Source organism: Brevundimonas sp., from assembly GCF_965278935.1.
Lineage (GTDB): Bacteria > Pseudomonadota > Alphaproteobacteria > Caulobacterales > Caulobacteraceae > Brevundimonas.
On sequence record NZ_OZ257124.1, the window covers coordinates 2,346,419 to 2,369,054 of the forward strand.

Annotated in this window: 23 protein-coding genes and 1 tRNA gene; 2 read left to right on the top strand and 22 right to left on the bottom strand. The window is 65.9% G+C overall.

Features of this window, described 5'->3' with window-relative positions:
- Positions 1–4: 4 nt before the first annotated feature.
- From nuoN to ndhC, 19 genes are all read right to left on the bottom strand, one after another.
- On the bottom strand, positions 5–1,450 hold the full coding sequence (nuoN, locus tag ACQY68_RS11860) for an NADH-quinone oxidoreductase subunit NuoN (RefSeq protein ID WP_428149632.1): 1,446 nt from the start codon (positions 1,448–1,450) through the stop codon (positions 5–7).
- A 7-nt stretch (positions 1,451–1,457) separates the two neighbouring features.
- The gene (locus tag ACQY68_RS11865) at positions 1,458–2,945 is read right to left on the bottom strand and encodes an NADH-quinone oxidoreductase subunit M (protein WP_428149633.1); all 1,488 of its coding nucleotides are present in this window, start codon (positions 2,943–2,945) and stop codon (positions 1,458–1,460) included.
- A gap of 1 nt (position 2,946) precedes the next feature.
- Positions 2,947–5,037 carry an NADH-quinone oxidoreductase subunit L gene (gene nuoL / locus ACQY68_RS11870; protein WP_428149634.1) on the bottom strand — a complete coding sequence of 697 codons (2,091 nt, stop codon included), beginning with the start codon at positions 5,035–5,037 and terminating at the stop codon, positions 2,947–2,949.
- Between the two features lie 2 nt (positions 5,038–5,039).
- Complete coding sequence (nuoK, locus tag ACQY68_RS11875) at positions 5,040–5,348, bottom strand: NADH-quinone oxidoreductase subunit NuoK (protein WP_428149635.1); 309 nt, start codon at positions 5,346–5,348, stop codon at positions 5,040–5,042.
- Positions 5,348–5,974, bottom strand: a complete 627-nt coding sequence (locus ACQY68_RS11880; RefSeq protein ID WP_428149636.1) for an NADH-quinone oxidoreductase subunit J — start codon at positions 5,972–5,974, stop codon at positions 5,348–5,350. The genes nuoK and ACQY68_RS11880 overlap by 1 nt, the downstream gene beginning before the upstream one ends.
- A gap of 63 nt (positions 5,975–6,037) precedes the next feature.
- The gene (gene nuoI, locus ACQY68_RS11885) at positions 6,038–6,529 is read right to left on the bottom strand and encodes an NADH-quinone oxidoreductase subunit NuoI (protein ID WP_428149637.1); all 492 of its coding nucleotides are present in this window, start codon (positions 6,527–6,529) and stop codon (positions 6,038–6,040) included.
- Positions 6,526–6,738: a hypothetical protein gene (locus tag ACQY68_RS11890; protein WP_428149638.1), complete on the bottom strand. Its 213-nt coding sequence runs from the start codon at positions 6,736–6,738 to the stop codon at positions 6,526–6,528. The genes nuoI and ACQY68_RS11890 overlap by 4 nt, the downstream gene beginning before the upstream one ends.
- Positions 6,739–6,743: 5 nt before the next feature.
- Entirely contained in the window at positions 6,744–7,814 is a 1,071-nt protein-coding gene (gene nuoH / locus ACQY68_RS11895; RefSeq protein ID WP_428149639.1) for an NADH-quinone oxidoreductase subunit NuoH, read from the bottom strand.
- Between the two features lie 4 nt (positions 7,815–7,818).
- Complete coding sequence (nuoG, locus tag ACQY68_RS11900) at positions 7,819–9,864, bottom strand: NADH-quinone oxidoreductase subunit NuoG (RefSeq protein ID WP_428149640.1); 2,046 nt, start codon at positions 9,862–9,864, stop codon at positions 7,819–7,821.
- Positions 9,864–10,361 carry a hypothetical protein gene (locus tag ACQY68_RS11905; RefSeq protein ID WP_428149641.1) on the bottom strand — a complete coding sequence of 166 codons (498 nt, stop codon included), beginning with the start codon at positions 10,359–10,361 and terminating at the stop codon, positions 9,864–9,866. The genes nuoG and ACQY68_RS11905 overlap by 1 nt, the downstream gene beginning before the upstream one ends.
- Positions 10,362–10,364: 3 nt before the next feature.
- Complete coding sequence (gene nuoF, locus ACQY68_RS11910; protein WP_428149642.1) at positions 10,365–11,678, bottom strand: NADH-quinone oxidoreductase subunit NuoF; 1,314 nt, start codon at positions 11,676–11,678, stop codon at positions 10,365–10,367.
- Between the two features lie 3 nt (positions 11,679–11,681).
- A complete protein-coding gene (locus ACQY68_RS11915) occupies positions 11,682–11,948 on the bottom strand; it encodes a hypothetical protein (protein WP_428149643.1) in 267 nt (88 codons plus the stop codon).
- Positions 11,945–12,607: an NADH-quinone oxidoreductase subunit NuoE gene (gene nuoE / locus ACQY68_RS11920; protein ID WP_428149644.1), complete on the bottom strand. Its 663-nt coding sequence runs from the start codon at positions 12,605–12,607 to the stop codon at positions 11,945–11,947. The genes ACQY68_RS11915 and nuoE overlap by 4 nt, the downstream gene beginning before the upstream one ends.
- Positions 12,604–13,002 (bottom strand): hypothetical protein, encoded by a 399-nt coding sequence (locus ACQY68_RS11925; protein ID WP_428149645.1) that lies wholly within the window; start codon positions 13,000–13,002, stop codon positions 12,604–12,606. The genes nuoE and ACQY68_RS11925 overlap by 4 nt, the downstream gene beginning before the upstream one ends.
- Positions 12,999–13,343: a hypothetical protein gene (locus ACQY68_RS11930; protein WP_428149646.1), complete on the bottom strand. Its 345-nt coding sequence runs from the start codon at positions 13,341–13,343 to the stop codon at positions 12,999–13,001. Before ACQY68_RS11930 ends, ACQY68_RS11925 begins: the two co-directional genes overlap by 4 nt.
- Positions 13,340–14,518: an NADH-quinone oxidoreductase subunit D gene (locus ACQY68_RS11935; RefSeq protein ID WP_428152654.1), complete on the bottom strand. Its 1,179-nt coding sequence runs from the start codon at positions 14,516–14,518 to the stop codon at positions 13,340–13,342. The genes ACQY68_RS11930 and ACQY68_RS11935 overlap by 4 nt, the downstream gene beginning before the upstream one ends.
- A gap of 116 nt (positions 14,519–14,634) precedes the next feature.
- On the bottom strand, positions 14,635–15,291 hold the full coding sequence (locus tag ACQY68_RS11940) for an NADH-quinone oxidoreductase subunit C (RefSeq protein ID WP_428152656.1): 657 nt from the start codon (positions 15,289–15,291) through the stop codon (positions 14,635–14,637).
- A gap of 11 nt (positions 15,292–15,302) precedes the next feature.
- On the bottom strand, positions 15,303–15,923 hold the full coding sequence (locus ACQY68_RS11945) for a NuoB/complex I 20 kDa subunit family protein (protein ID WP_428149647.1): 621 nt from the start codon (positions 15,921–15,923) through the stop codon (positions 15,303–15,305).
- On the bottom strand, positions 15,893–16,270 hold the full coding sequence (gene ndhC, locus ACQY68_RS11950) for an NADH-quinone oxidoreductase subunit A (protein ID WP_428149648.1): 378 nt from the start codon (positions 16,268–16,270) through the stop codon (positions 15,893–15,895). The genes ACQY68_RS11945 and ndhC overlap by 31 nt, the downstream gene beginning before the upstream one ends.
- Before the next feature lie 257 nt (positions 16,271–16,527).
- On the opposite strand from ndhC, the gene ACQY68_RS11955 reads away from it, so the two are divergent.
- A tRNA-Asp gene (locus ACQY68_RS11955) sits at positions 16,528–16,604 on the top strand.
- A 179-nt stretch (positions 16,605–16,783) separates the two neighbouring features.
- On the opposite strand, the gene ACQY68_RS11960 is transcribed toward ACQY68_RS11955, so the two are convergent.
- The 3 genes from ACQY68_RS11960 to ACQY68_RS11970 form a co-directional block, all read right to left on the bottom strand.
- Positions 16,784–18,034: a glycosyltransferase gene (locus ACQY68_RS11960; RefSeq protein WP_428149649.1), complete on the bottom strand. Its 1,251-nt coding sequence runs from the start codon at positions 18,032–18,034 to the stop codon at positions 16,784–16,786.
- Positions 18,035–18,146: 112 nt separating this feature from the next.
- Positions 18,147–18,332, bottom strand: coding sequence for a hypothetical protein (locus ACQY68_RS11965; protein ID WP_428149650.1), 186 nt, complete (start codon positions 18,330–18,332; stop codon positions 18,147–18,149).
- Between the two features lie 3 nt (positions 18,333–18,335).
- On the bottom strand, positions 18,336–19,235 hold the full coding sequence (locus ACQY68_RS11970) for an SPFH domain-containing protein (RefSeq protein WP_428149651.1): 900 nt from the start codon (positions 19,233–19,235) through the stop codon (positions 18,336–18,338).
- Positions 19,236–19,432: 197 nt separating this feature from the next.
- On the opposite strand from ACQY68_RS11970, the gene ACQY68_RS11975 reads away from it, so the two are divergent.
- The gene (locus ACQY68_RS11975) at positions 19,433–22,633 is read left to right on the top strand and encodes an autotransporter outer membrane beta-barrel domain-containing protein (RefSeq protein WP_428149652.1); all 3,201 of its coding nucleotides are present in this window, start codon (positions 19,433–19,435) and stop codon (positions 22,631–22,633) included.
- The last annotated feature ends 3 nt before the right edge of the window (positions 22,634–22,636 follow it).

Genomic DNA, 22,636 nt, shown 5'->3' on the forward strand with positions numbered 1-22,636 from the left:
CGCCCTACCCCGCTCCGAAACCGGTCGCCGCGATACGGGTCAGGGGTTCGAGCCAGGTCAGGCCGACGATCACCAGCGGGAAGGAGAAGGCCGCGCAGGCCCAGCCGATCCACTGGGCCTCCACCGGCGCCTTGTCGGTCGGCGCCGTGCCCTCTGGCGCCGCGTCGAACCACATCAGCTTGATGATGCGCAGATAGTAGAAGGCGGCGACGACCGAGGCCACCAGACCCGCGGCGGCGACCATCCAGTAGCCGGCCGAGGCGGCGGCGCCGAACACATAGTACTTGCCCCAGAAGCCCGAGAACGGCGGCATGCCCAGGACCGACAGCGACAGGATGGTGATGGCCAGGGCCGTCAGCGGGCGGTCCTTCTTCAGCCCCGCGAGGTCGGCGATCTTGCGGATCGGGCGACCGTTCCGGCTCAGCGACAACAGGATGGCGAAGAAGCCCATGGTGTCGACCATGTACAGGGTCATGAAGGTGACCGTGGCCTGCAGGCCCTGCTCGGTGCCGGCGGCGATGCCGAGGACGGCGTAGCCGATGTTGGCGATCGACGAATAGGCCAGCAGCCGCTGGATATCCTTCTGGGCCAGACCGCCCCAGGCGCCGACCACGAAGCTGGCCAGGGCGATGAGAATCAGGACCTGGGCCCACTGGTCGTGGGCGCCGAGGAAGCCTTCGGACAGGACGCGGGCGAACAGGACCATGGCCGCCATCTTCGGTGCGGTGGCGAACAGAGCCACGACCGGCGTCGGCGCGCCTTCATAGACGTCGGGCGTCCACATGTGGAACGGCGCGGCCGAGACCTTGAACGCCAGACCGCAGATCAGGAAGACCAGGCCGAAGATCAGGCCCGGGCCCGGGTTGGCGGCGGAATAGGCGGCGATGTCCTCGAACCGCATCGAGCCGGCGAAGCCGTAGATGAGGCTGGAGCCGTACAGCAGCAGGCCCGACGACAGGGCGCCGAGGACGAAATACTTCAGGCCCGCTTCCGACGCCTTGAGGTCGTCGCGGTGATAGGCGGCGAGGATGTAGAGGGCGAGCGAGTGCAGCTCGACCCCGACGTAGAGCGAGATCAGGTCGCCGGACGACACCATCATCCCCATGCCGACGGCGGCCAGGACGATCAGGATCGGGAACTCGAAGCGGGCGATGTTCATCCGCTGCATCCAGCCGCCGCCAAGAACGACGGCGAAGGCCGAAGCCAGGTAGATCGCGACCTTGGCGTAGATGGCCAGAGGGTCGGCCACATAGGCGCCGTTGAAGGCCTGCCCAAGGGGGCCGGTGGCGGCTACGGCCGCAGCGGCGACCAGCAGGGCCACCGACAGGATGGAGATCAGCCGCGCCGACTTCTCGCCGATGAAGGCGCCGAGCATCAGCAGGACGAGAGCGCCGATCGCGAGCGTCAGCTCCGAGGCGGCGAGGTTCAGGGCGTAGGACAGGTCAGGCATTATTCTCTCACCCGCCGGTCGCGAGCTGCCAGCCGTTGACGACGGCGTCGACGGAGGCTGCGGTGTAGTTCAGGACCAGGTCCGGCTGCACGCCCAGCCAGATGGTGCCGACGATCAGGGGAACGAAGAGGACCAGCTCGCGCAGGTCGATATCCTTGATCGTGGCCAGGGCCGGGTTGGTGATCTCGCCGAACATGACGTTGCGGTACAAGGTCAGGGCGTAGACCGCCGACAGGATGACGCCGGTCGCGGCCACGAAGGCGGCCCAGGTCGAGGCCTGATAGACGCCGGTCATCGTCAGGATCTCGCCGATGAAGCCCGAGGTCCCCGGCAGGCCTACGTTGGCCATGGTGAACATCAGGAAGATGGCCGCGTACCAGGGCATCCGGTTCGTCAGCCCGCCGTAGAAGGCGATCTCGCGGGTGTGCATCCGGTCGTAGACGACGCCGACGCAAAGGAAGAGCGCGCCGGAGATCAGGCCGTGGCTCAGCATCTGGAAGACGGCGCCCTGCATGCCCTGGGCGTTGCCGGCGAAAATCCCCATGGTCACGAAGCCCATGTGGGCGACCGACGAATAGGCGATCAACTTCTTGATATCCGTCTGACGGAAGGCGACCAGCGAGGTGTAGGCAATGGCGATCACCGACAGGGTGAAGACCAGCGGCCGGTAAAGCACCGACGCGTCCGGGAACATCGGCACGTTGAACAGGATGAAGCCGTAGCCGCCCAGCTTCAGCAGGATGCCTGCCAGGATGACCGAACCCGCCGTGGGCGCCTGGACGTGGGCGTCGGGCAGCCAGGTGTGGACGGGCCACATCGGCATCTTGACCGCGAAGGAGGCGAAGAAGGCCAGCCACAGGATCGATTGGGCCTGCGGACCGAAGGCGTATTCCTTGAGCGCCGGGATCGACGTCGTGCCGGCCTCGTTGGCCATCCACAGCATGGCCAGCAGCATCAGGACGGACCCGAGCAAGGTGTAGAGGAAGAACTTGTAGGCCGCGTAGATCCGGTTCTGACCGCCCCACACCCCGATGATGATGAACATCGGAACGAGGGTGCCCTCGAAGAAGATGTAGAACAGGAACAGGTCCAGCGACGTGAACACGCCGATGACCAGGGTCTCCAGCACCAGGAAGGCGATCATGTAGTCGCCGACGCGCGTCTCGACCGACTTCCAGCTGGCCAGCACACAGATCGGCATCAGGAAGGCCGTCAGCAGGACGAACAGGATCGAGACCCCGTCGACGCCAAGATGATAGCCCGCGCCCGCGAACCAGACGTAGTTCTCGACGAACTGATAGGCGGCGTTCGAGCTGTCGAATTGCAGCACCAGCACCGTCGAGACGGCCAGCACCACGAGCGTGGTGACCATGGCGACCCAGCGGGCGATGTTGTCCTCATTGGACTTCGCCAGCAGCTTGGCGAGCAGGATCAGCCCCGCGCCGACCAGCGGCAGGAAGGTGACCACGCTCAGGATATTGGGGATCGCACCCATCTTATGCGCCCCAGGCGTAGATGGCGAAGGCGAGCAGACCGGCCACGCCGAGCAGCATCACGAACGCATAGTGATAGACATAGCCGGACTGGATCTTGGCCAGTCGCGCGGCGGACTTCAGCGACGCCCAAGCGAATCCGTTCGGCCCCAGCCCGTCGATGATCTTCACGTCCCCGATCTTCCAGAACAGGTCTCCAAGGCCCTTGGCGCCGCGCACGAAGATGAAGTCGTAGATCTCGTCGAAATACCACTTGTTGTAGAGGAAGCTCCACAGCGGGCCCTCCCTGGCCGCCATCCGCTTCGCCAGCCCTTCGCGCAGGACGTAGTAGTAGAAGGCGATGAAGGCGCCGAGCAGGGTCACCACCAAGGGCGCCCACTTCACCCACAACGGAACCTCGTGGCTCTCGTGAAGGACGTGGTTGGTCGGGCCGCTGAAGATGGCGCCGCGCCAGAACTCGGCCTCGTGGTGGCCGATGAAGCTCGGAGCGAAGACGAAGCCGGCCGCGATGGCTCCGACCGACAGGGCGATCAGAGGCACGAGCATGATCAGCGGGCTCTCGTGCGGATGCAGCGGGCCGTGGTGATGATCGTCGTGGGCGTGATCGTCGTGCTCGTCAGGCTCGGAGTGGGTCTCGATCTGCGCATGCGAGGCGTGATCGTCGGCGTGATCGTGCGCGTGCGCGGCCATCGCCTCTTCCGTCCATTGGGGCTTGTTGTGGAAGGTCATGAAGATCAGCCGCCAGGAATAGTAGCTGGTCAGGCAGGCCGCGAAGATGCCGACGACGAAGGCGAAATAGCCTGCCGCGGAGTGACCGCTGGTCGCCGCCGCATAGGCGCTCTCGATGATCGAATCCTTGGAGTAGAAGCCGGCGAAGCCGCCGATTTCCGGAATGCCGAGACCCGTGATGGCGATCGTGCCGATCATCATCACGCCATAGGTGACCGGCAGCAGCTTCCACAGACCGCCCATCTTCCGCATGTCCTGCTCGTGGTGCATGCCGTGGATCACCGACCCGGCGCCAAGGAACAGCAGGGCCTTGAAGAAGGCGTGGGTGAACAGGTGGAACATGGCGGATTCGTAGACGCCGACGCCCGCCGCGAAGAACATGTAGCCTAGCTGCGAACAGGTCGAATAGGCGATGACCCGCTTGATGTCGTTCTGCATCAGACCGACCGTCGCGGCGAACAGGGCCGTGACCGCGCCGGTGATGGCGATCAGCAACGACGCCGTGGGCGCATACTCGTAGATCGGGCTCAGCAGGCAGACCATGTAGACGCCGGCGGTGACCATGGTCGCCGCGTGGATCAGGGCCGAAACCGGCGTCGGGCCTTCCATCGCGTCGGGCAGCCAGGTGTGCAGGAAGAACTGGGCCGACTTGCCCATGGCGCCGATGAACAGCAGCACGCCGGCCAGATCGAGCGCCGACCAGGTGTGGCCCAGGAACTCCCAGCCCGTGCCCGCCTTGGACGCGATCATCGGGAACAGCTCGGCGAACTGGATCGTGCCGAACATCCAGAAGACGGTGATGATGCCCAGGGCGAAGCCGAAGTCGCCGACGCGGTTGACCACGAAGGCCTTGATGGCGGCGGCCGAGGCGGTCGGCTTCTTGAACCAGAAACCGATCAGCAGATAGGAGGCCAGCCCCACCCCTTCCCAGCCGAAGAACAGCTGCATGAAGTCGGCGGCGGTGACCAGCGCCAGCATGGCGAAGGTGAACAGCGACAGATAGGCGAAGAAGCGCGGTCGGCTGTCGTCCTCGGCCATATAGCCCCAGGAATACAGGTGCACGAGCGACGACACCGTCGTCACCACGACCAGCATGGTCGCCGACAGGGCGTCGATGCGGATCGACCAGTTGGACTGGAAATCGCCCACCGTGATGAAGGGCGAGACGACGACCGTGAACGGCTCCAGATGCCCCCAGGTCCACTGGCTGAACACCGTCCAGGCCACGGCGCACGAGAAGAACAACAGGCCGGTCGTGACCGTCTGCGAAGGAATGTCGCCGATGCGGCGGCCGAAGAAGCCGGCGATCGCGGCGCCGAGCAGAGGGGCGAAGACGCCGAGTGTGACGAGCAGTTCGAGAGACACGATCAGCCCTTCATGACGCTGGCGTCGTCAACCGCGATATCGCCGCGGTTGCGGAAGAAGGTCACCAGAATGGCGAGGCCGACGGCGGCCTCCGCGGCGGCGACCGTCAGGACGAACATCGCCATAATCTGCCCCTGCACGTCGTGCAGATAGGCCGAGAAGGCGACGAAATTGATGTTTACGGCCAGCAGGATCAGCTCGACCGACATCAGGATGATGATGACGTTCTTGCGGTTCACGAAGATGCCGAAGACACCGATGGTGAACAGCATCGCCGCCACCGCCAGGTAATGTTGGAGCCCGACTTCCATCAGCGCAGCTCCTCGCCGGTGACGCCGACGCCGGTGACGACGCCCTTGATCTCGACCGACGTCTTGCGGTCGCGGTTGGTCTGGGCGCCCGGATCCTGGCGACGGACGGTGGTCCGCTTGCGCAGGGTCAGGACGATGGCGCCGATCATGGCGATCAGCAGCACGATCCCGGCCGCCTGGAAGAAGTAGATGTAGTCCGTATAGAGCACCCGCCCGATGGTCTCGACGTTGGAGGCGTCCGGCGTCGCGGCGGTCGGAGCCAGGGCGTCAGCGGCCGCGCCGCCCTGCACCACCACGATCGAGATCATGATCATCTCGGCCAGCAGGATGCCCGCGACGATGGCGGCCAGCGGCAGGTAGGTCGCATACCCTTCGCGCAGACGGACGAAGTCGACGTCCAGCATCATGACCACGAACAGGAACAGCACCGCGACGGCGCCGACGTAGACGACCACCAGCAGCATGGCCAGGAACTCCGCCCCCAGCAGGACGAACAGCCCCGCCGACGAGAAGAAGGCCAGGATCAGCCACAGGACCGAGTGCACGGGATTGCGCGCCGTCACGACCAGAAGGCCGGACGCCACGGCTGTCGCCGCCAGCAGATAAAACGCTATGCCTTGCAGCATGGGAGGGACGATGCCCCTTTCAGTCGGTTGGGCGGCGATCCCGTCGGGATTCGCGCGCTTCGTTTAGCGATAGGGTGCGTCGAGTTCCAGATTCTTCGCGATCTGCCGTTCCCAGCGGTCGCCGTTATCGAGCAGTCGGGCCTTGTCGTAGTAGAGTTCTTCGCGAGTCTCGGTCGCGAACGTGGAGTTCGGTCCCTCGACGATGGCGTCCACCGGGCAGGCCTCCTGGCACAGGCCGCAGTAGATGCATTTGACCATGTCGATGTCGTAGCGGGTCGTGCGGCGACTGCCGTCCGAGCGGGGTTCGGACTCGATCGTGATGGCCTGGGCCGGGCAGATGGCCTCGCACAGCTTGCAGGCGATGCAGCGTTCCTCGCCGTTCGCATAGCGACGCAGAGCGTGTTCGCCCCGGAAGCGCGGCGATTGCGGGCCGCGCTCGAACGGGAAGTTCACCGTCTTCTTGGGACGGAAGAACTCGCGCATGGTCAGGCCGAACGCGCCGACCAGATCGATCAGCATCGCGCCTTTGGCGGCCTGGGCGATACGGGTGATCATCGGACGGGGTCTCCCGGACGCGTGCAGTCGCGGCGATAGCGATCCGTGTCCTTGTTCATGATGGCGCACAGGCGAACGCGTTCCGCTTCCTGGCGCTCGATGCCCTCCTGGCGGCGCTGCCACTGGTAGGGCGAGTTGGGCATGTCTTCGTAGGGCGCCGGGAAAGCGCAACCGGCCAGAGTCGTGGCGGTGACGGCGATAGCGAACATGCGGATCATCCCCCCACCGCGAAGACGCGCCAGGCCGAGACGATGACCACGGCGACCAGCGAGGTCGGCAGGAAGATCTTCCAGCCCAGACGCATCAGCTGATCGTAGCGGTAGCGGGGCACGAAGGTCTTCACCATCGCGAACATGAAGAACCAGAACAGGATCTTGAGGAACAGCACCCCGAACAGCAGCAGGTTGACCAGGAAGGGGTTCCAGTCGGCGGTGAAGTCGATCGGGAAGCCGGGATTCCAGCCGCCGAAGAACAGGATCGAGATCATCGCGCACATGAAGATGATGTTCACGTACTCGCCCATCATGAACAGCAGATAGGGCGTCGACGAGTACTCGACCTGATAGCCGGCGACGAGTTCGGACTCGGCCTCGGGCAGGTCGAATGGCGGGCGGTTGGTCTCGGCCAGGGCTGACACGAAGAACATGATCATCATCGGGAACAGGACGAGGATCAGCGGCCAGGTGTCGGCGCCGCCGCCGAACACGTACCAATTCCAGATCCAGCCTTGCTGCGACGTGACGATGGCCGACAGGTTCATCGTCCCGGCCAGCAGGATGACGTTGATGATGATAAGGCCGATCGAGACCTCGTAGGACACCATCTGCGCGGCGGACCGCAGCGAGCCGAGGAAGGGGTACTTCGAGTTCGAAGCCCAGCCGCCCATGATGATGCCGTAGACGCCCAGCGAGCTGATGGCGAAGACGTAGAGGATGCCGACGTTCAGGTCCGAGATGACCCAGCCCGGGGCGAACGGAATGACCGCCCAGGTGATAAAGGCCATGATCACTGTGATGATCGGCGCCATCAGGAAGACGACCTTGTCCGCACCGGCGGGGACCACGATCTCCTTCAGCACGAACTTGATCATGTCGGCGAAGGACTGAAGCAGGCCAAACGGACCCACGACGTTGGGGCCCTTCCGCATCATGACCGCCGCCCAGATCTTGCGGTCGGCCAGCAGCAGGAAGGCGACCGAGATCAGGACGCCGACGGTGACGAGCAGCACGGCGCCTGTCGTGGCGATGGTCCAGCCGATGGGCGTGGTCCAGAAATTCGGTTCCATGCGTCTACTCCGCCGCCAGCAGGGCCGGAGACATGCGCTGGGCGCTGAGCTCGGCCATCGTCGCGCTGGCGCGCGCGATCGGGTTGTTCAGGTATGGATCGACCACGGCCGAGGTGAAGCCGACATCGCCGGCGTCGCCCTTCTGACCCAGGCTGGCGACGTCGAACGATCCGGCCGGAGCCAGATAGTCGATGCGACCGAACGTCGGATGATCCGACATCAGCTTGGTCCGCAGTTGATCCAGGGTGTCGTACGGCAGGGTCTGGCCGACGCGCTCCGACAGGGCGCGCAGGATGGCCCAGTCCTCTTTCGCCTCGCCCTTCGGGAAGACGGCGCGTTCGCCCATCTGAACCCGACCCTCGGTGTTGACGTAGAGGCCCGACTTCTCGGTCCAGGCGGCGCCCGGCAGGATGACGTCGGCGGTGTGCGCGCCGCGGTCGCCGTGGCTGCCCAGATAGACCTTGAAGGCCCTGGACGGGCCGGTGTCGATCTCGTCGGCGCCGAGCAGGAACAGGACGTCCAGCGCGCCCTTGTGAACCATCTCGTGGGCCGTCAGGCCGCCGTCAGCAGGCACGAAGCCCATGTCCAGACCGCCGACGCGGGCGGCGGCGTGGTGCAGGACGTTGAAGCCGTTCCAGCCGTCCTTTACGACGCCGACCTTGGCGGCCAGCTTGCCCAGGTGTTGCAGCACCTTGGCGCCGTCCGGGCCCGACAGAGCGCCGGCGCCGACCACGATGGCCGGGCGTTCGGCGTTCGACAGGGCATCGGAGGCGGCCTTCGGCAGCTTGGCCAGGGTCTTCGCGCCGCGACCGACGACGTCGAAATCGTAGGTCAGGTCGGCGGCGTCGCCGATGACGCCGACGCGGGTCTTGCCCGCCAGCCAGCTCTTGCGGATCCGCTGGTTCAGCAGCGGCGCCTCGGTGCGCGGATTGACGCCCACCAGCAGGATGGAGTCGGCCTCTTCCAGCCCTTGCAGGCCGGTGTTGAACAGCCAGCCTTCGCGCGGGCCATAGCCCATGGCCGAGCCGTCCTGGCGGCAGTCGGTGTTGTTCGAGCCCAGGGCGCGGAACAGGTCCAGCGCCGCCTTCATCGATTCCGCGTCCTGCAGGTCGCCGACGATGACGCCGATCTTGTCGGCAGAGGCGGCCTTCAGCTTCGACGCGACGACGTTCAGGGCCTCGTCCCACGAGGCGGCGCGCAGCTTGCCGTTCTCACGGACGTAAGGACGGTCCAGACGACGCGCCTGCAGGCCGTCGACGACGTAGCGGCTCTTGTCCGACAGCCACTCCTCGTTGATGCCCTCGTGCACGCGCGGCAGGATGCGCATCACCTCGGCGCCCTTGGACTGGGCCGAGATGTTGGAGCCCAGGGCGTCCATGACGTCGATGGTCTCGGTCTTCTTCAGCTCCCACGGACGATAGTGGAACTGCCACGGACGGTGCGTCAGGGCGCCGACGGGGCACAGGTCGTTGACGTTGCCCGACAGCTCGGAGTTCACCGCCTGTTCGAGATAGGTGGTGATCTCGGCGTCCTCGCCGCGCGAAATCATGCCGATGTCCGGCACGCCCGCCACTTCCGACACGAACCGCACGCAGCGGGTGCACTGGATGCACCGCGTCATGAAGGTCTTGATGGTCGGACCCATGTTCTTTTCTTCGACCGCGCGCTTGTTCTCCGCATAGCGGGAACCGTCGCGGCCGTAGCCCATGGCCTGGTCCTGCAGGTCGCACTCGCCGCCCTGGTCGCAGATCGGGCAGTCCAGCGGGTGGTTGATGAGCAGGAACTCCATCACCCCTTCGCGCGCCTTCTTCACCATCGGCGTGTCGGTGAAGATCATCTGGCCCTCGGCGGCCGGAAGCGCGCACGAGGCCTGGGGCTTCGGCGGTCCGGGCTTCACCTCGACCAGGCACATGCGACAGTTGCCGGCGATCGACAGTCGCTCGTGGTAGCAGAAGCGCGGGATCTCGTGTCCGGCGCGCTCGGCGACCTGAAGCACGGTCATGCCGGGCTCGAACTCGACATCGACGCCGTTGACCTTGGCGACGGGCATCAGCGGACCTCTTCTTCAGCGCGGACGACCTCGGTGGCCGCCTGCGTCGTGCCATCGGGCAACGTCTGGGTGATCTCGATCTCGTCGCCGCGCATGGCGTAGCGAACGACCGGATCGCCGGACTCATTCATCCACCGCACGGAGGCGGGGTCGGGCAGGTCGAGCGGCTTCCACACCACCAGACCGTCGGCGGCGCGGCACTGGGCCTTCATCAGGCCGCCGTCGACCGGCGCGCGCCATTGTGCGTTGACCGCATCGCCCTCGATACCGGTCAGTTCGATCGCCGCGACGTCCTGGCCGTGGATGGCGGCGAGGCCGGCCTTGCACACGCGGCGTAGATCCACCGCCGTCAGGACGGCCGGCGTCCGGGCCACGGCGTCGGACACAGGAGCGTCAGCGGCGACGATCTCCGTCGGGGTCGGCTCGGCCTTCTCGGGCGCCGGCTTGCAGGCGGCGAGAGCGGCGACAACCACAGTCAGGATGAGCGCAGTCCGCATCCCCTACTCCGCCGCGATGGCGTGGCCGGCGAAGTTCGCGCGGCGGGAGCGGTAGGCCGAGATGCGGTCTTCGATCTCGTGGCGGAAGTGACGGATCAGGCCCTGGACCGGCCAGGCGGCGGCGTCGCCGAGGGCGCAGATGGTGTGACCTTCGACTTGGCCGGCGACGTCGAGCAGCAGGTCGATCTCCGACGGATCGGCCTCGCCCACGGCCATGCGTTCCAGCACGCGCCACATCCAGCCGGTGCCCTCGCGGCACGGGGTGCACTGGCCGCAGCTCTCATGCTTGTAGAAATAGCTGATGCGGGCGATCGCCTTCACGAGGTCGGTCGACTCGTCCATGACGATGACGGCCGCGGTGCCCAGGCCCGACTTCATGTCGCGCAGGCTGTCGAAATCCATCAGCGCCGTCTCGGACATCTCGCGCGTGATAAGCGGCACGGAGACCCCGCCCGGGATCACGGCCTTCAGGTTGCCCCAGCCGCCGCGAACGCCGCCGCAATGCTCTTCCAGCAGCTGACGCAGCGGGATCGACATGGCCTCTTCGACATTACACGGGCGGTTCACGTGGCCCGAGATCGACATCAGCTTGGTGCCGGTGTTGTTGGCGCGGCCGAAGCCGGCGAACCACTCGGCGCCGCGACGCAGGATCGTGCCGACGACGGCGATCGACTCGACGTTGTTCACCGTGGTCGGGCAGCCGTAGAGGCCCGCGCCGGCCGGGAACGGCGGCTTCAGACGCGGCTGACCCTTCTTGCCTTCGAGGCTTTCCAGCAGGGCGGTCTCTTCGCCGCAGATGTAGGCCCCGGCTCCGTGGTGGATGTAGACGTCGAAGTCCCAGCCGTGGACGTTGTTCACACCGATCAGCCTGGCCTCATAGGCCTGCTTGACCGCGGCCTCCATTCGCTCGCGCTCGAGGACGTATTCGCCGCGCAGATAGATGTAGCAGGCGTGGGCCTGCATCGCGAAGGAGGCGATCAGACAGCCTTCGATCAGCAGGTGGGGATCATGACGCATGATCTCCCGGTCCTTGCAGGTGCCCGGCTCGGACTCGTCGGCGTTGACGACGAGGTAGTGCGGACGATCCTTGAGCTCCTTGGGCATGAAAGACCACTTCAGGCCCGTCGAGAAGCCGGCACCGCCGCGGCCGCGCAGGCCCGAGTTCTTGACGTTGGTGATGAGCCAGTCGCGGCCCATGTCCAGCATGTCCTTCGTCGCGTTCCAGCAGCCGCGATTCTTCGCGCCCTCGAGGCCCCAGTCCTGGAGCCCGTACAGGTTGGTGAAGATGCGATCCTTGTCTTGAAGCAGGCCGACCATGGTTCAGTTCAACTCCCGCAGACGACGGCGGTGATAGCGGGTTCGAAGATAGATGGCGGCGAGCATCAGGGCCCAACCGCCGCCGAGGGCGACGTAACCGGCCATCTGGACGGTCGGGCCGAGGCCGCCCGCAGACTGGGCCGCCCACACGAGGATGGCGCCCAGCAGCACGAGGCCGAAACCGGCGAGACGCGGCGTGCGGCCCACGGTGCGCAACTCGGCGCGATAGGCGGCGACCTGGGCTTCGGTTTGAGGATCAGCCTGGCTCATGCCGTCACCGGCTCCGAGTTCGGGAGCTTCTTGATCGGCCTGGCGGCCGCGCCGTCATAGAGCTTCGGATCGGTCAGGGTCAGGGGCCCGCCCTCGGGCGCCGAGTTGACGCGGTCGACGCGCGGACCGGGCTTCGGCGACTTGCCGGCCGCGAAGTCGTCGATGATCTGGTTCATGTCCGAGGCCGTCAGGTCCTCGAAATAGTAGTCGTTGACCATGGCCATCGGCGCGTTGACGCAGGCGCCAAGGCACTCGACCTCTTCCCAGTAGAATTTGCCGTCGGCCGACAGGGTCTGTTTCGGGCCGATCCGGTCCTTGCAGACCTTCATCAGGTCGCCGGCGCCGCGCAGCATGCAGGGGGTCGTGCCGCAAACCTGGATCAGGGCGGCCGAGCCGACCGGCTCCAGCATGAACATGGTGTAGAAGGTCGCGACCTCCAGCACCCGGATGTAGGCCATGTCCAGCTTGTCCGCGATCGCACGGATGGCGGGCTCGGAGACCCAGCCTTCCTGCTTCTGGACCAGCCAGAGCATCGGGATCACGGCCGAGCGTGCGCGATCGGCCGGATATTTGGCGATCCACCACTCGACCTTCTTCATCGTTTCCTTCGAGAAGGCGAACGACGCGGGTTGATCCTTGGCGAGACGACGGACGCTCATGCTCTACCCATCCAACGGTTCAGACGCGCGCCCCAGACTGCCTTGCCGGCGTTCGAGAGGTCGCGGGAAAGCCAGGACAGCGGCGGCACGAACCGCACGGCCATCTGGCTGAGAAAAATGAAGCCGCTCATCCAGACGATCGAGCGCAGGTTGGCCTCCAGGAAGCCCCTGCCCTCCGCCAGATAGCCGGCCCGGTACGCGCCACGCACAAGGGTGACGCCCGCGATACCCGGGGTCGCGATGACCGCCGAAGCCAGGGCAAACTTGGCCGAGCCCATGATCTCGCGACGACGCGGCGAGAAGAAAAATTGCACAAGCACGCCGAAGACCAGCAGGCCCGCGAAGGCGATGACCTGCAGCTGGGTGAAGACGGGATCGACGATGAAGGCGCTCATTGCGGCGGGTACCTATGAACGGTGTTCAGGCGCTCCCGCGCCCGACGCTGAGCCGGCATGAAGGCCCAGACCAAGATGCCGACAAGGACCGCAGACCACATCCACAGCCACGCGGCGCTATCGTCCAGCGTCGTCAGCTCCGCCAGAGCCAACATCGTTACCGGAGCGATCGCGGGCCCGATCAGCAGCAGATTGTCCTTCACCAAACCGACGCGACCCTGCGGGTGGCGCACAGCCTTGGCATCCGTCGAGAAGCCGACGACCAGCAGGGTCAGCAGCATCAGGCCGCCGCCCATGGCGCACAGCCCGACCAGGATGGCGGTGAAGGTCTGGTCGGTCACCGGTCGACCTCGCCGAAGACGATGTCGAGCGAGCCCAGGATGGCGGAGACGTCGGCCAGCATGTGGCCGCGGTTCATCCAGTCCATGGCCTGAAGGTGACGGAAGCCGGGGGCGGAGATCTTCACCCGGTACGGCTTGTTGGTGCCGTCGGAAACCAGATAGATGCCGAACTCACCCTTGGGAGCCTCGACGGCGGCGTAGACCTCGCCGGCCGGGGTGTGGAAGCCTTCGGTGTAGAGCTTGAAGTGATGGATCAGGGCTTCCATCGACCGCTTCATCTCGCCGCGCTTGGGCGGGACGATCTTGTTGTCCTCGACCATGACCGGGTCGCCGGGACAGTTCCGGAGCTTGTGGATGCACTGCTCCATGATGTGCACCGACTGCTTCATCTCCTCGATGCGCACGAGGTAGCGGTCCCAGCAGTCGCCGTTCTTGCCGACGACGATGTCGAACTCCAGCTCCGCATAGCATTCGTAGGGCTGCGACTTGCGCAGGTCCCAGGCGATGTCGGAGCCGCGCAGCATGACGCCGGTGAAGCCCCACTGCAGCGCCTGTTCCTTCGACACGATGCCGATGTCAACGTTGCGCTGTTTATAGATGCGGTTCTCGGTGACGAGGTTCTCGATGTCCTGCAGGGCCTTCGGGAACTCGGCGCACCAGCGGCCGATGTCGTCGATCAGGGCCATCGGCAGGTCCTGATGGACGCCGCCGGGACGGAAATAGTTGGCGTGCAGACGTGCACCGCAGGCCCGCTCATAGAAGACCATGAGCTTCTCGCGTTCCTCGAAGCCCCACAGCGGGGGCGTCAGGGCGCCGACGTCCAGGGCCTGGGTCGTCACATTCAGCATGTGTGACAGGATGCGGCCGATTTCCGAGTACAGGACCCGGATCAGCTGGGCGCGGTACGGGACCTCGATCTCGAGAAGACGCTCGATGGCCAAGCAGAAGGCGTGCTCCTGGTTCATCGGGGCGACGTAGTCGAGCCGGTCCAGATAAGGCACGTTCTGGAGGTAGGTGCGGGCCTCCATCAGCTTCTCGGTGCCGCGGTGCAGCAGGCCGATGTGCGGGTCGACGCGTTCGACGACCTCGCCGTCCAGCTCCAGCACCAGACGCAGCACGCCGTGCGCGGCCGGGTGCTGCGGGCCGAAGTTGATGGTGAACTTGCGGTCGTCCATCTCGCGCGCGTGCGCGGTCCGGCCGTCGTCGAAGGCGATGTGGCCGAGGTCGTCGGCCACCACGTCGAGCGTGGCGCGGTCGGGGGTCGCGTTGGCGATGGGGTGTCCGTCAGCCATCAGGCCTTGCCTCCCGAAGGCGTTCCGGCCGAGCCGACGGCCTTCTCGTCGCCCGGCAGGACCGGGGCCGGATACTCGGCGCCCTCCCACGGGGAGAGGAAGTCGAAGTTGCGGTATTCCTGCGTCAGCTTGACGGGTTCGTAGACCACCCGCTTCTGCTCCTCGTCGTAGCGGACCTCGACATAGCCCGTCATCGGGAAGTCCTTGCGCAGCGGATGCCCCTGGAAGCCGTAGTCGGTCAGGAGCCGGCGCAGGTCCGGATGGTTCGAGAACAGGATGCCGTACATGTCGAACGCCTCGCGCTCGAACCAGCCGGCCGAAGGATAGACCTCGATCACGCTGGCGACCGGCTGGACCTCGTCGGTCGTGCATTTGACCCGGATGCGGGCGTTCCGCGTCAGGGAAATCAGGTGATAGACGACGTCGAACCGCTCGGCCCGATCCGGATAGTCCACCCCGCAGACGTCGAGCAGCTGCTGGAAGCCGAACCGGTCGCGCAGCGAGGTCAGGACCTCTACGATGCGGTCGCGATGGCAGGCGATCGTCAGCTCGCCGTAAGCCACGGTCGCATCGACCTGCAGCTCGGCGACCATCTCCTGGCCCAGCGGGGTCAGGCTCTCGGTATTGCGCGCGACGGTCGCGAGGTGGCCGTTCATCGAAGGAACGCTCATCGCTCGATCGTCCCGGTGCGACGGATCTTCTTCTGCAGCTGCAGCAGGCCGTAGACCAGAGCTTCGGCCGTCGGCGGGCAGCCCGGAACGTAAGCATCGACAGGGACAATACGGTCGCAGCCGCGAACGACACTGTAACTATAGTGATAATATCCGCCGCCATTGGCGCACGAACCCATCGACAACACGTAACGCGGGTCCGGCATCTGGTCGTATACTTTACGAAGCGCCGGGGCCATCTTGTTGGTCAGGGTGCCGGCGACGATCATCAGGTCCGACTGACGCGGGCTGGCGCGCGGGGCCATGCCGAACCGCTCCAGGTCATAACGTGGCATCGACGCCTGGATCATCTCCACGGCGCAGCAGGCCAGACCGAAGGTCATCCACATCAGCGACCCCGTGCGGGCCCAATTGATGACGTCGTCCAGCGACGCGGTCAGGAAGCCCTGCTCGGCGATCTCGGTGTTGACCGCCTCGAAGAACTTGTCGTGCAGCTTGGGGTCATAGCCCTGGACCGTCGAACGCGCGCCCTGACCGAAGGCGGTCGGCAGCGGCGAAGACGGGGCTATGAGGCCGGTGGGAGAGATCACTGCCATTCCAGCGCGCCCTTCTTCCATTCGTAGATGAAGCCGACGGTCAGCACGCCGAGGAAGGCCATCATCGACCAGAAGGCGAAGATCATGCCGCCCTTGGTCAGGTCGAAGATCGACACCGCCCAGGGGAACAGGAAGGCCACTTCCAGGTCGAAGATGATGAACAGGATCGACACGAGATAGAACCGCACGTCGAACTTCATCCGCGCGTCGTCGAAGGCGTTGAAGCCGCACTCATAGGCCGACAGCTTCTCGGAGTCGGGGCTGGACGGCGCCATCGCGAAGGAGGCGACCATGAAGCCGACGCCGATGATCGCGGCGATGCCGATGAAGATCACGATCGGCAGATACTGAAGAAGAAATGCGTTCATTGGACAGGTCCACGCCGCGAGGGAGGGCGGCGGATTCGGCGCTTTCTAGACCCAACCCGGCGGCGGTTCAAACCCAAGCGGCCAAAGGATTTTTCTTGCGAATGGTTCGCACAAAAGCCGGTCCCGGAAGCCCGCGTTCTGCGACAGAAGGCCGGTGCAGAAAACTGTCGCAAAGGCCCGAAAGGTCGCTTGACACCGGGGCGACCCCCCGCCTAAACGACGCCCCTCGCCGCGACGGAAACGACGCGGCGGGAAACGCGGGTGTAGCTCAGTTGGTTAGAGTGCCGGCCTGTCACGCCGGAGGTCGCGGGTTCGAGTCCCGTCACTCGCGCCACTTTCTGTGATTGCAGAAAGTGGCGCGTCCGCCCCCCTCTTCAAGTGAAGTCAGATGGCAGCCAATACAGTGCGCTTGGCGCATGGCTGCTCGTACCCTTCGACTGCAATCTTTTCGTCAGTCAAACCGCCAACGTGGCAGTCGCGATCAGCAGACAGCGCCAAGTGGGCAAGCCACTCTCAGTGAACCGCTAGTTCCTCACCGGGCTGCACGAACTCCGGCCGTCCGCTGACCTCGGCATAGGTCATGCACAGACCTTCAAAGACGCGGTTCCACGCGAACGTCTCGACCGTGTGCACCCGCGCCGCCGCGCCGATGGCCTCAACGTCGCGTGCGAACAAGGCCTCGATAGCCTGAGCGTAATCGTCGGGATCGGCGCTGCGGGACAGCTGGCCGACGTCGTTGGTGACCGTCTCGGCCACGCCGCCGGCATTGACGCCGACGACCGGGCGGCCGCAGGCCATGGCCTCCAGCACGATCAAGCCGAAGGGCTCCTTGTCGTTGGCGTGCACGAAGGCGTCGCAGCTGGCGATGATCCGGGCCACGGCCTTCGGGTCACGCTCGTACGGCAGGGCGATGACGCGATCTTCGGCGGGCATCCCCTGCCCTGCCCCGACCAGCACCAGATGATAGGGCGCGCCCAGCTTCTGGACCGCCTCGATCAGGACATCGATGTTTTTCTCGCGCGCCGGACGGCCGGCGAAGCACAGCAGGCGAGCGCTGGTGGGCAGGCCCAGCTTCTTCAGCAGCCAGTCGCGGTCGCGCCGGTCGGGCCGGAAGGTGTCGATCTCCACGCCCAGCGGACGGATGACGATGTCGCGGATGCCGGCCTCTTCCAGACGGCGGGCGATGAAACGGCTCGGAGAGATGACGCGGTCGAACTGGCCGAACAGGCGGGCCCAGCGTTTCTCGACCGGCTTCTTGGCCCATTCGCCGAAGTGAAGCGCAGCGAGGCCCGCGGGATCGGAGTGGCAGAAGCCGACGACCGGACACCCTGCGCGCTGGCCGGCCTCCAGGGCTCCCTGCCCCGGCGTATAGGGATCGCCGGCCTCGATCAGCGACGGCTTCATCGAGGCGACCCAGGCGCCCCAGCGTTTGACCGAGCTCGGCCAGCGGTAGCCGTCGCCGAACGGAAGCTTGGTCGCGTGCAGCTGGATGACGCCGTCCCGCCCGGCCTTGTGCTGGGCGCCCGGCACGACGAGCGAGTGGGCGACGCCGGGACGATTCGCTTCCAGCCAGGCCTTCTTGGACAGCAGGTAGCGTTTCACGCCGCCGGAGCGCGGCGCATACAGCATGGTCGTGTCGACCATGCGCGGGCGCGGATCCTGGGTGGAAGCCTTCAGCACCCTGAGCGTTTCGGCGACCTCTTCGTCCCAGCCGGGAATGAGCCGCAGCTCACCTTCGTGAACGTCGAGATCCGTCATGCTCATGGGGTCTTGCTCCGAGGGCTTCCGCCGCTGAACGCGCGTCCGGGACTTTGGGATGCGTGCGGACGATTTGGGCCGAGCCATGAAGCGCCACTAGACCCGCTATCGGCGAAGCTCAAGCCTGATCGTCGTCGGGGCCGCCCGGCGGCGGGGTGACGATCCCCCGCCGCGCGAGCGCCTCTCTCAGCAGGATTTCCAGCTGGGCGTTGACGGAGCGCAGCTCCGCCGCCGCCAGCCGTTCGACCGCCGTCATCACGCCCGCCGAGGCGCGCATCAGGAAGGGTTTGCGGACCCTCGCCACGCCCTAGCCGTAGAGCGTGCCGGTGTTGACCACGGGCTGGGCCTCGCGGTCGGCGCACAGCACGACCAGCAGGTTGGAAACCATGGCGGCCTTGCGATCCTCGTCCAGATGCACGACCTCTCGCTCGCCCAGATCCTTCAGGGCGCTTTCGACCATGCCGACCGCGCCGCGCACGATCAGGCGACGGGCCGACAGGATGGCCTCGGCCTGCTGGCGACGCAGCATGGCTCCGGCGATCTCGGGCGCATAGGCCAGGTGGGCGAGGCGGGCCTCGTCGATGGCGACGCCCGCCACCTTGACCCGTGTGGCCAGTTCGTCCCGCAGCCGTCCGGCCACATCCTCGGCGTCGGCGCGCAGGGTCAGCTCCTGCTTGACGCCCTCCTGCTCCTCTTCACCGTGGTCGTAGGAGTAGTGGGACGCGATATCGCGCAGGCCGGTGTCGATCTGGATGTTCACGAAGGCCTGATAGTCGTCGACGTCGAACAGGGCCTGGGCCGAATCCTCGACGCGCCAGACCACATTGGCGGCGATTTCGACCGGGCTGCCGCGCTTGTCGTTCACCTTCAGCTTGTCCGAGGTCACGTTCCGGGCGCGGAGAGAAATCTTCTTCCTCGTGTACCAGGGCAGGACCCAGCGCAGGCCGGTCGTCCGGTCCGTGCCGCGATAGGAGCCGAACAGCATGATGGCCGCGCCCTCGTTCGGCTGGAGCGCATAGAGACCGCACAGAAGAAACAGACCGACGACGGCCAGAAGGATGCCGCCGACGACGTAGAGCGCCGTCTCGGGGCCCTGCGCCACGCTCACGGGGCCCAGAATGATCAGCCCCATCCCGACCAGCAGCATCAGGATCCCGTTGGTCGTCGATGCAGGCCGTTCCTGCGAGATTGTGCGTTGATCGGTCATCTTGCCCTCCATTTCGATATAAAAGTGATATCATTTTTTCGGACGCACTGCAACGCTTTCAGTGACCTCCGGTCGTCCGACACATCGCTTTCGGCCTTGCATTCGCCTCAAATTCGCGAAACTTGAGACAGGTCGCGACGCCCCTGTTAGAAGGCGCCCGGCGCCCGTGCGCGTGTCCACTTGGGGTGAATTTCCGAATGCGTAGACTGCTTGCGACCGCGGTGGCGCTTGCCCCTCTGATGACGGCCGCAGGAGCGCATGCCGAGGTCGTGATTTCGACCGCCCGCACGACGCCCATCGTCACCTCCCTCGCGACCGGTACGGCGCGCGATGACATCCGCATCGCCACCGGCGGTTCCATCGCCGTCAACTCCGGCCCTGCGATCTCGGTCGATTCGAACAACAACATCGATCTGGACAGCGGCTCCAACATCACGATGGCCAACTCGGCCGACGGATCGACGGCGATTCTGGTCGGGCCGGGCTCGACCGCCGCCAACATCATCATCGGCGGGACCATCACGGTCACGGACAGCATCGACACCTATACCGACACGGACAACGACGGCGATCTGGACGGTCCGATCGCGGCCGGCGCCAACCGTTACGGCCTGCGCCTGATCGGTACGACGGCCCTGACGGGCAACATCCTGGTCGAGAGCACCGGCGCCGTTGTGGTCGAAGGCGCGAACGCGCGCGCCATATCGATCGAACGCGGTCTGACCGGTAACGTCACCTCCTACGGCTCGCTGCGCGCCATCGGCGACAACGCCATCGGCTATTCCCAGACCGGCAACGTGTCCGGCGCCGTCAATCTGGGCGGTCCCGTCTCGGCTCAGGGCCTGGGCGCCAGCGCCGTCAACATCCAGGGTGACGTCGGCGGCCGCCTGACCCTTCAGGGCGACATGTCGGCGACCGGCTATCGTTACACGCAGCGGCCCAACGACACAGCTCTGGCGCTGCTGGATGCCGACGACCTGCTGCAGGGCGGCTCCGCCGTCGTCATCGGCGGCAATGTCGCCGGTGGTGTGGTTCTGGACACCCGGCCGGCCGACCTGATTACGGATAGTTCGACGAACCCGGCCTCCACCGACGAAGACGGCGATGGAACCGCCGATGCGTCGGAAGGAAATCTGACGATCAACAGCTTCGGCGGCGGCCCGGCCGTGACAGTTGGGTCGGCGACGCGCGGCATTTCGCTCGGCGTAGCGGGCACAGGCGCCAACGCCTACGGCTTCATCAATCGGGGCACGGTCAACGCCGACGGCGTCTATGACACCATCGCCTCCACCGGGATGCGGTTCGGCGTCGCTGGCGGCCAGACGGTCGCCATCGCCGGCGGGATCAGGAACGACGGCTCGGTCGCCGCCCTCGGTCGAGGCGCCGGTGCGACCGCCGTCGCCATCAACAGCGGCGTCTCCACGCCCCGGTTTGACAACTACGGCTTCATTACAGCCGGCGTGTCCTCGACGGCCGCCAACTCTCCGACGAGAGCCATCGATATCGCGGCGGGCGCAAATCTGCCGACGATCTTCAACAACAACTCGATCCTCGCCACGTCCGGAGGCGGTGTTTCGACCGTCACGGGCATCCGCGACCTGTCGGGCACGCTCACGTCCATCCAGAACGCCGGGTCCATCCAGGCCATCCTCGTCGCCGACGAGAACAACAGCCCGATCACAGGCACCACGACGGCGATCGACGTATCGGCCAACACCACCGGCGTGACCCTGCGGCAGTACGGCGAAACCTCGACCCCCACGACCGAAGACCCGGACGCAGACGGCGACGGCGTCACTGATTCGAACGAACCGATCGTGGTCGGGGACATCCGTTTCGGCTCGGGCAACGATGTTGCCAACATTGAGAACGGCCGGGTTCTAGGAGCCATTTCCTTCGGCGCCGGGGCCGACCAGCTGAACATTTCCGGCGGCGCGGTCGTCCAGGGCGCAATCACCGACAGCGATGGCCGCCTGGGCATCAATGTGACCAACGGCACGCTGGATGCGCGCCAGTTGACCCGGACCACCGTCACCAGCCTGAATGTCGGCGCGGCGGGCGATCTGATCGTCACGATCGATCCCGCCACCACCACCAACGCGGGCTTCCGCGTCAACGGCGCGGCGAACCTGGCCACCGGGGCCGGCCTGGGCGTGCGGTTCAACTCCCTGCTGACGAGCCCCCAGCGGTTCACCGTCATCGACGCAAACACCCTGACCATCGGTGCGATCGACCAGACTGCGGTGCAGGCGAACTCGCCCTATCTTTATGTGGTCAGCGCCGGCGCGGACGTGGCCGCCGGAGACGTCTACATCGACGCCCGTCGCCGCACGGCGGCCGAGGCGAACCTGATCCCCGTCGAAGCGCAGATCTTCGATTCCTTCTACGGCTCCCTGTCGACCAGCACCGCCCTGCGCGATGCCTTCCTGGCGCAAACGAACCGCGACGGCTTCGTCAATCTGTTCGAGCAGTTGCTGCCGGATCACTCGGGCGGCCCCCTGCTCTCGCTGGCCTCAGGCGTAGACGCGGTCACCCGCGCCCTGACCGGCCGCAACGCCACGGTCGAACCGGGCCAGACCAGCGCCTGGCTGCAGGAAATCAATTTCTACGCCGACAAGGACAAGACCGACACCTATGGCTTCCGCTCCGAAGGCTTCGGCGTCGCGGGCGGGGTCGAGCGCGGCACGGGACTGGGCGCCGTCGGCGTCTCCCTGGCCTTCACCTCGTCGGACATCGAGGATCCCGAGTCCGAGGCCGAGGAAGTCCTGTCGGCCAACCTGGTCGAGCTGGGCCTCTACTGGCGGGCCCAGGGCCAGGCCTGGAGCACCTGGGCGCGCGCAGCGGGCGGCTACGCCACCTTCGATTCGACGCGCCAGCTGGTGACCGAGAACATCAATCTCATCAACACCTCCAGCTGGAACGGCTTCACGCTGTCGCTGGGCGGCGGCGCCTCCTACGAGAAGAACTTCGGCCGCCTGAGCGTCCGCCCCGAGGTCTATGCCGAATACTTCTCGCTGAGCGAGGACGCCCATACCGAGGAAGGTCTGGAGCCCGGCTTCAACCTGAACATCGAAGACCGCAACGGCCACATGTTCTCCGGCGTCGCCGCCGTGAACATCGGCTACGGCTTCGGCGAGAACGGCTGGATCCGTCCCGAGGTCCGCCTCGGCTGGCGTCAGAACTTCTCGGTCGATCCAGGCGAAACCATCGCCAGCTTCGCCTCGGGCGGCTCGCCGTTCACCCTGACGCCGCAGTCAATCGAAGGCGGCGGACCGATCGCCGGCTTCCACTTCAGCGTCGGCAACGACCTGGGCAAGATCTCGATCAGCGCAGACGCCGAGATGATCGAGGACTACGTCCGCTACACCCTGCTGCTGCGGGCCAGTTTCCGGTTCTAGGTC

Coding starts and splice junctions, on each gene's coding strand:
- ACQY68_RS11880 (WP_428149636.1), bottom strand. CDS start 5,974: ATGCTGCAAGGCATAGCGTTTTATCTGCTGGCGGCGACAGCCGTGGCG.
- nuoN (WP_428149632.1), bottom strand. CDS start 1,450: ATGCCTGACCTGTCCTACGCCCTGAACCTCGCCGCCTCGGAGCTGACG.
- nuoG (WP_428149640.1), bottom strand. CDS start 9,864: ATGCCCGTCGCCAAGGTCAACGGCGTCGATGTCGAGTTCGAGCCCGGC.
- ACQY68_RS11890 (WP_428149638.1), bottom strand. CDS start 6,738: ATGTTCGCTATCGCCGTCACCGCCACGACTCTGGCCGGTTGCGCTTTC.
- ACQY68_RS11915 (WP_428149643.1), bottom strand. CDS start 11,948: ATGAGCCAGGCTGATCCTCAAACCGAAGCCCAGGTCGCCGCCTATCGC.
- ACQY68_RS11905 (WP_428149641.1), bottom strand. CDS start 10,361: ATGCGGACTGCGCTCATCCTGACTGTGGTTGTCGCCGCTCTCGCCGCC.
- ACQY68_RS11975 (WP_428149652.1), top strand. CDS start 19,433: ATGCGTAGACTGCTTGCGACCGCGGTGGCGCTTGCCCCTCTGATGACG.
- ACQY68_RS11940 (WP_428152656.1), bottom strand. CDS start 15,291: ATGAACGGCCACCTCGCGACCGTCGCGCGCAATACCGAGAGCCTGACC.
- ndhC (WP_428149648.1), bottom strand. CDS start 16,270: ATGAACGCATTTCTTCTTCAGTATCTGCCGATCGTGATCTTCATCGGC.
- nuoI (WP_428149637.1), bottom strand. CDS start 6,529: ATGATCACCCGTATCGCCCAGGCCGCCAAAGGCGCGATGCTGATCGAT.
- ACQY68_RS11945 (WP_428149647.1), bottom strand. CDS start 15,923: ATGGAAGAAGGGCGCGCTGGAATGGCAGTGATCTCTCCCACCGGCCTC.
- nuoF (WP_428149642.1), bottom strand. CDS start 11,678: ATGGTCGGCCTGCTTCAAGACAAGGATCGCATCTTCACCAACCTGTAC.
- ACQY68_RS11970 (WP_428149651.1), bottom strand. CDS start 19,235: ATGACCGATCAACGCACAATCTCGCAGGAACGGCCTGCATCGACGACC.
- ACQY68_RS11925 (WP_428149645.1), bottom strand. CDS start 13,002: ATGAGCGCCTTCATCGTCGATCCCGTCTTCACCCAGCTGCAGGTCATC.
- ACQY68_RS11865 (WP_428149633.1), bottom strand. CDS start 2,945: ATGGGTGCGATCCCCAATATCCTGAGCGTGGTCACCTTCCTGCCGCTG.
- ACQY68_RS11960 (WP_428149649.1), bottom strand. CDS start 18,034: ATGAGCATGACGGATCTCGACGTTCACGAAGGTGAGCTGCGGCTCATT.
- nuoE (WP_428149644.1), bottom strand. CDS start 12,607: ATGAGCGTCCGTCGTCTCGCCAAGGATCAACCCGCGTCGTTCGCCTTC.
- ACQY68_RS11935 (WP_428152654.1), bottom strand. CDS start 14,518: ATGGACGACCGCAAGTTCACCATCAACTTCGGCCCGCAGCACCCGGCC.
- nuoK (WP_428149635.1), bottom strand. CDS start 5,348: ATGGAAGTCGGGCTCCAACATTACCTGGCGGTGGCGGCGATGCTGTTC.
- nuoH (WP_428149639.1), bottom strand. CDS start 7,814: ATGGAACCGAATTTCTGGACCACGCCCATCGGCTGGACCATCGCCACG.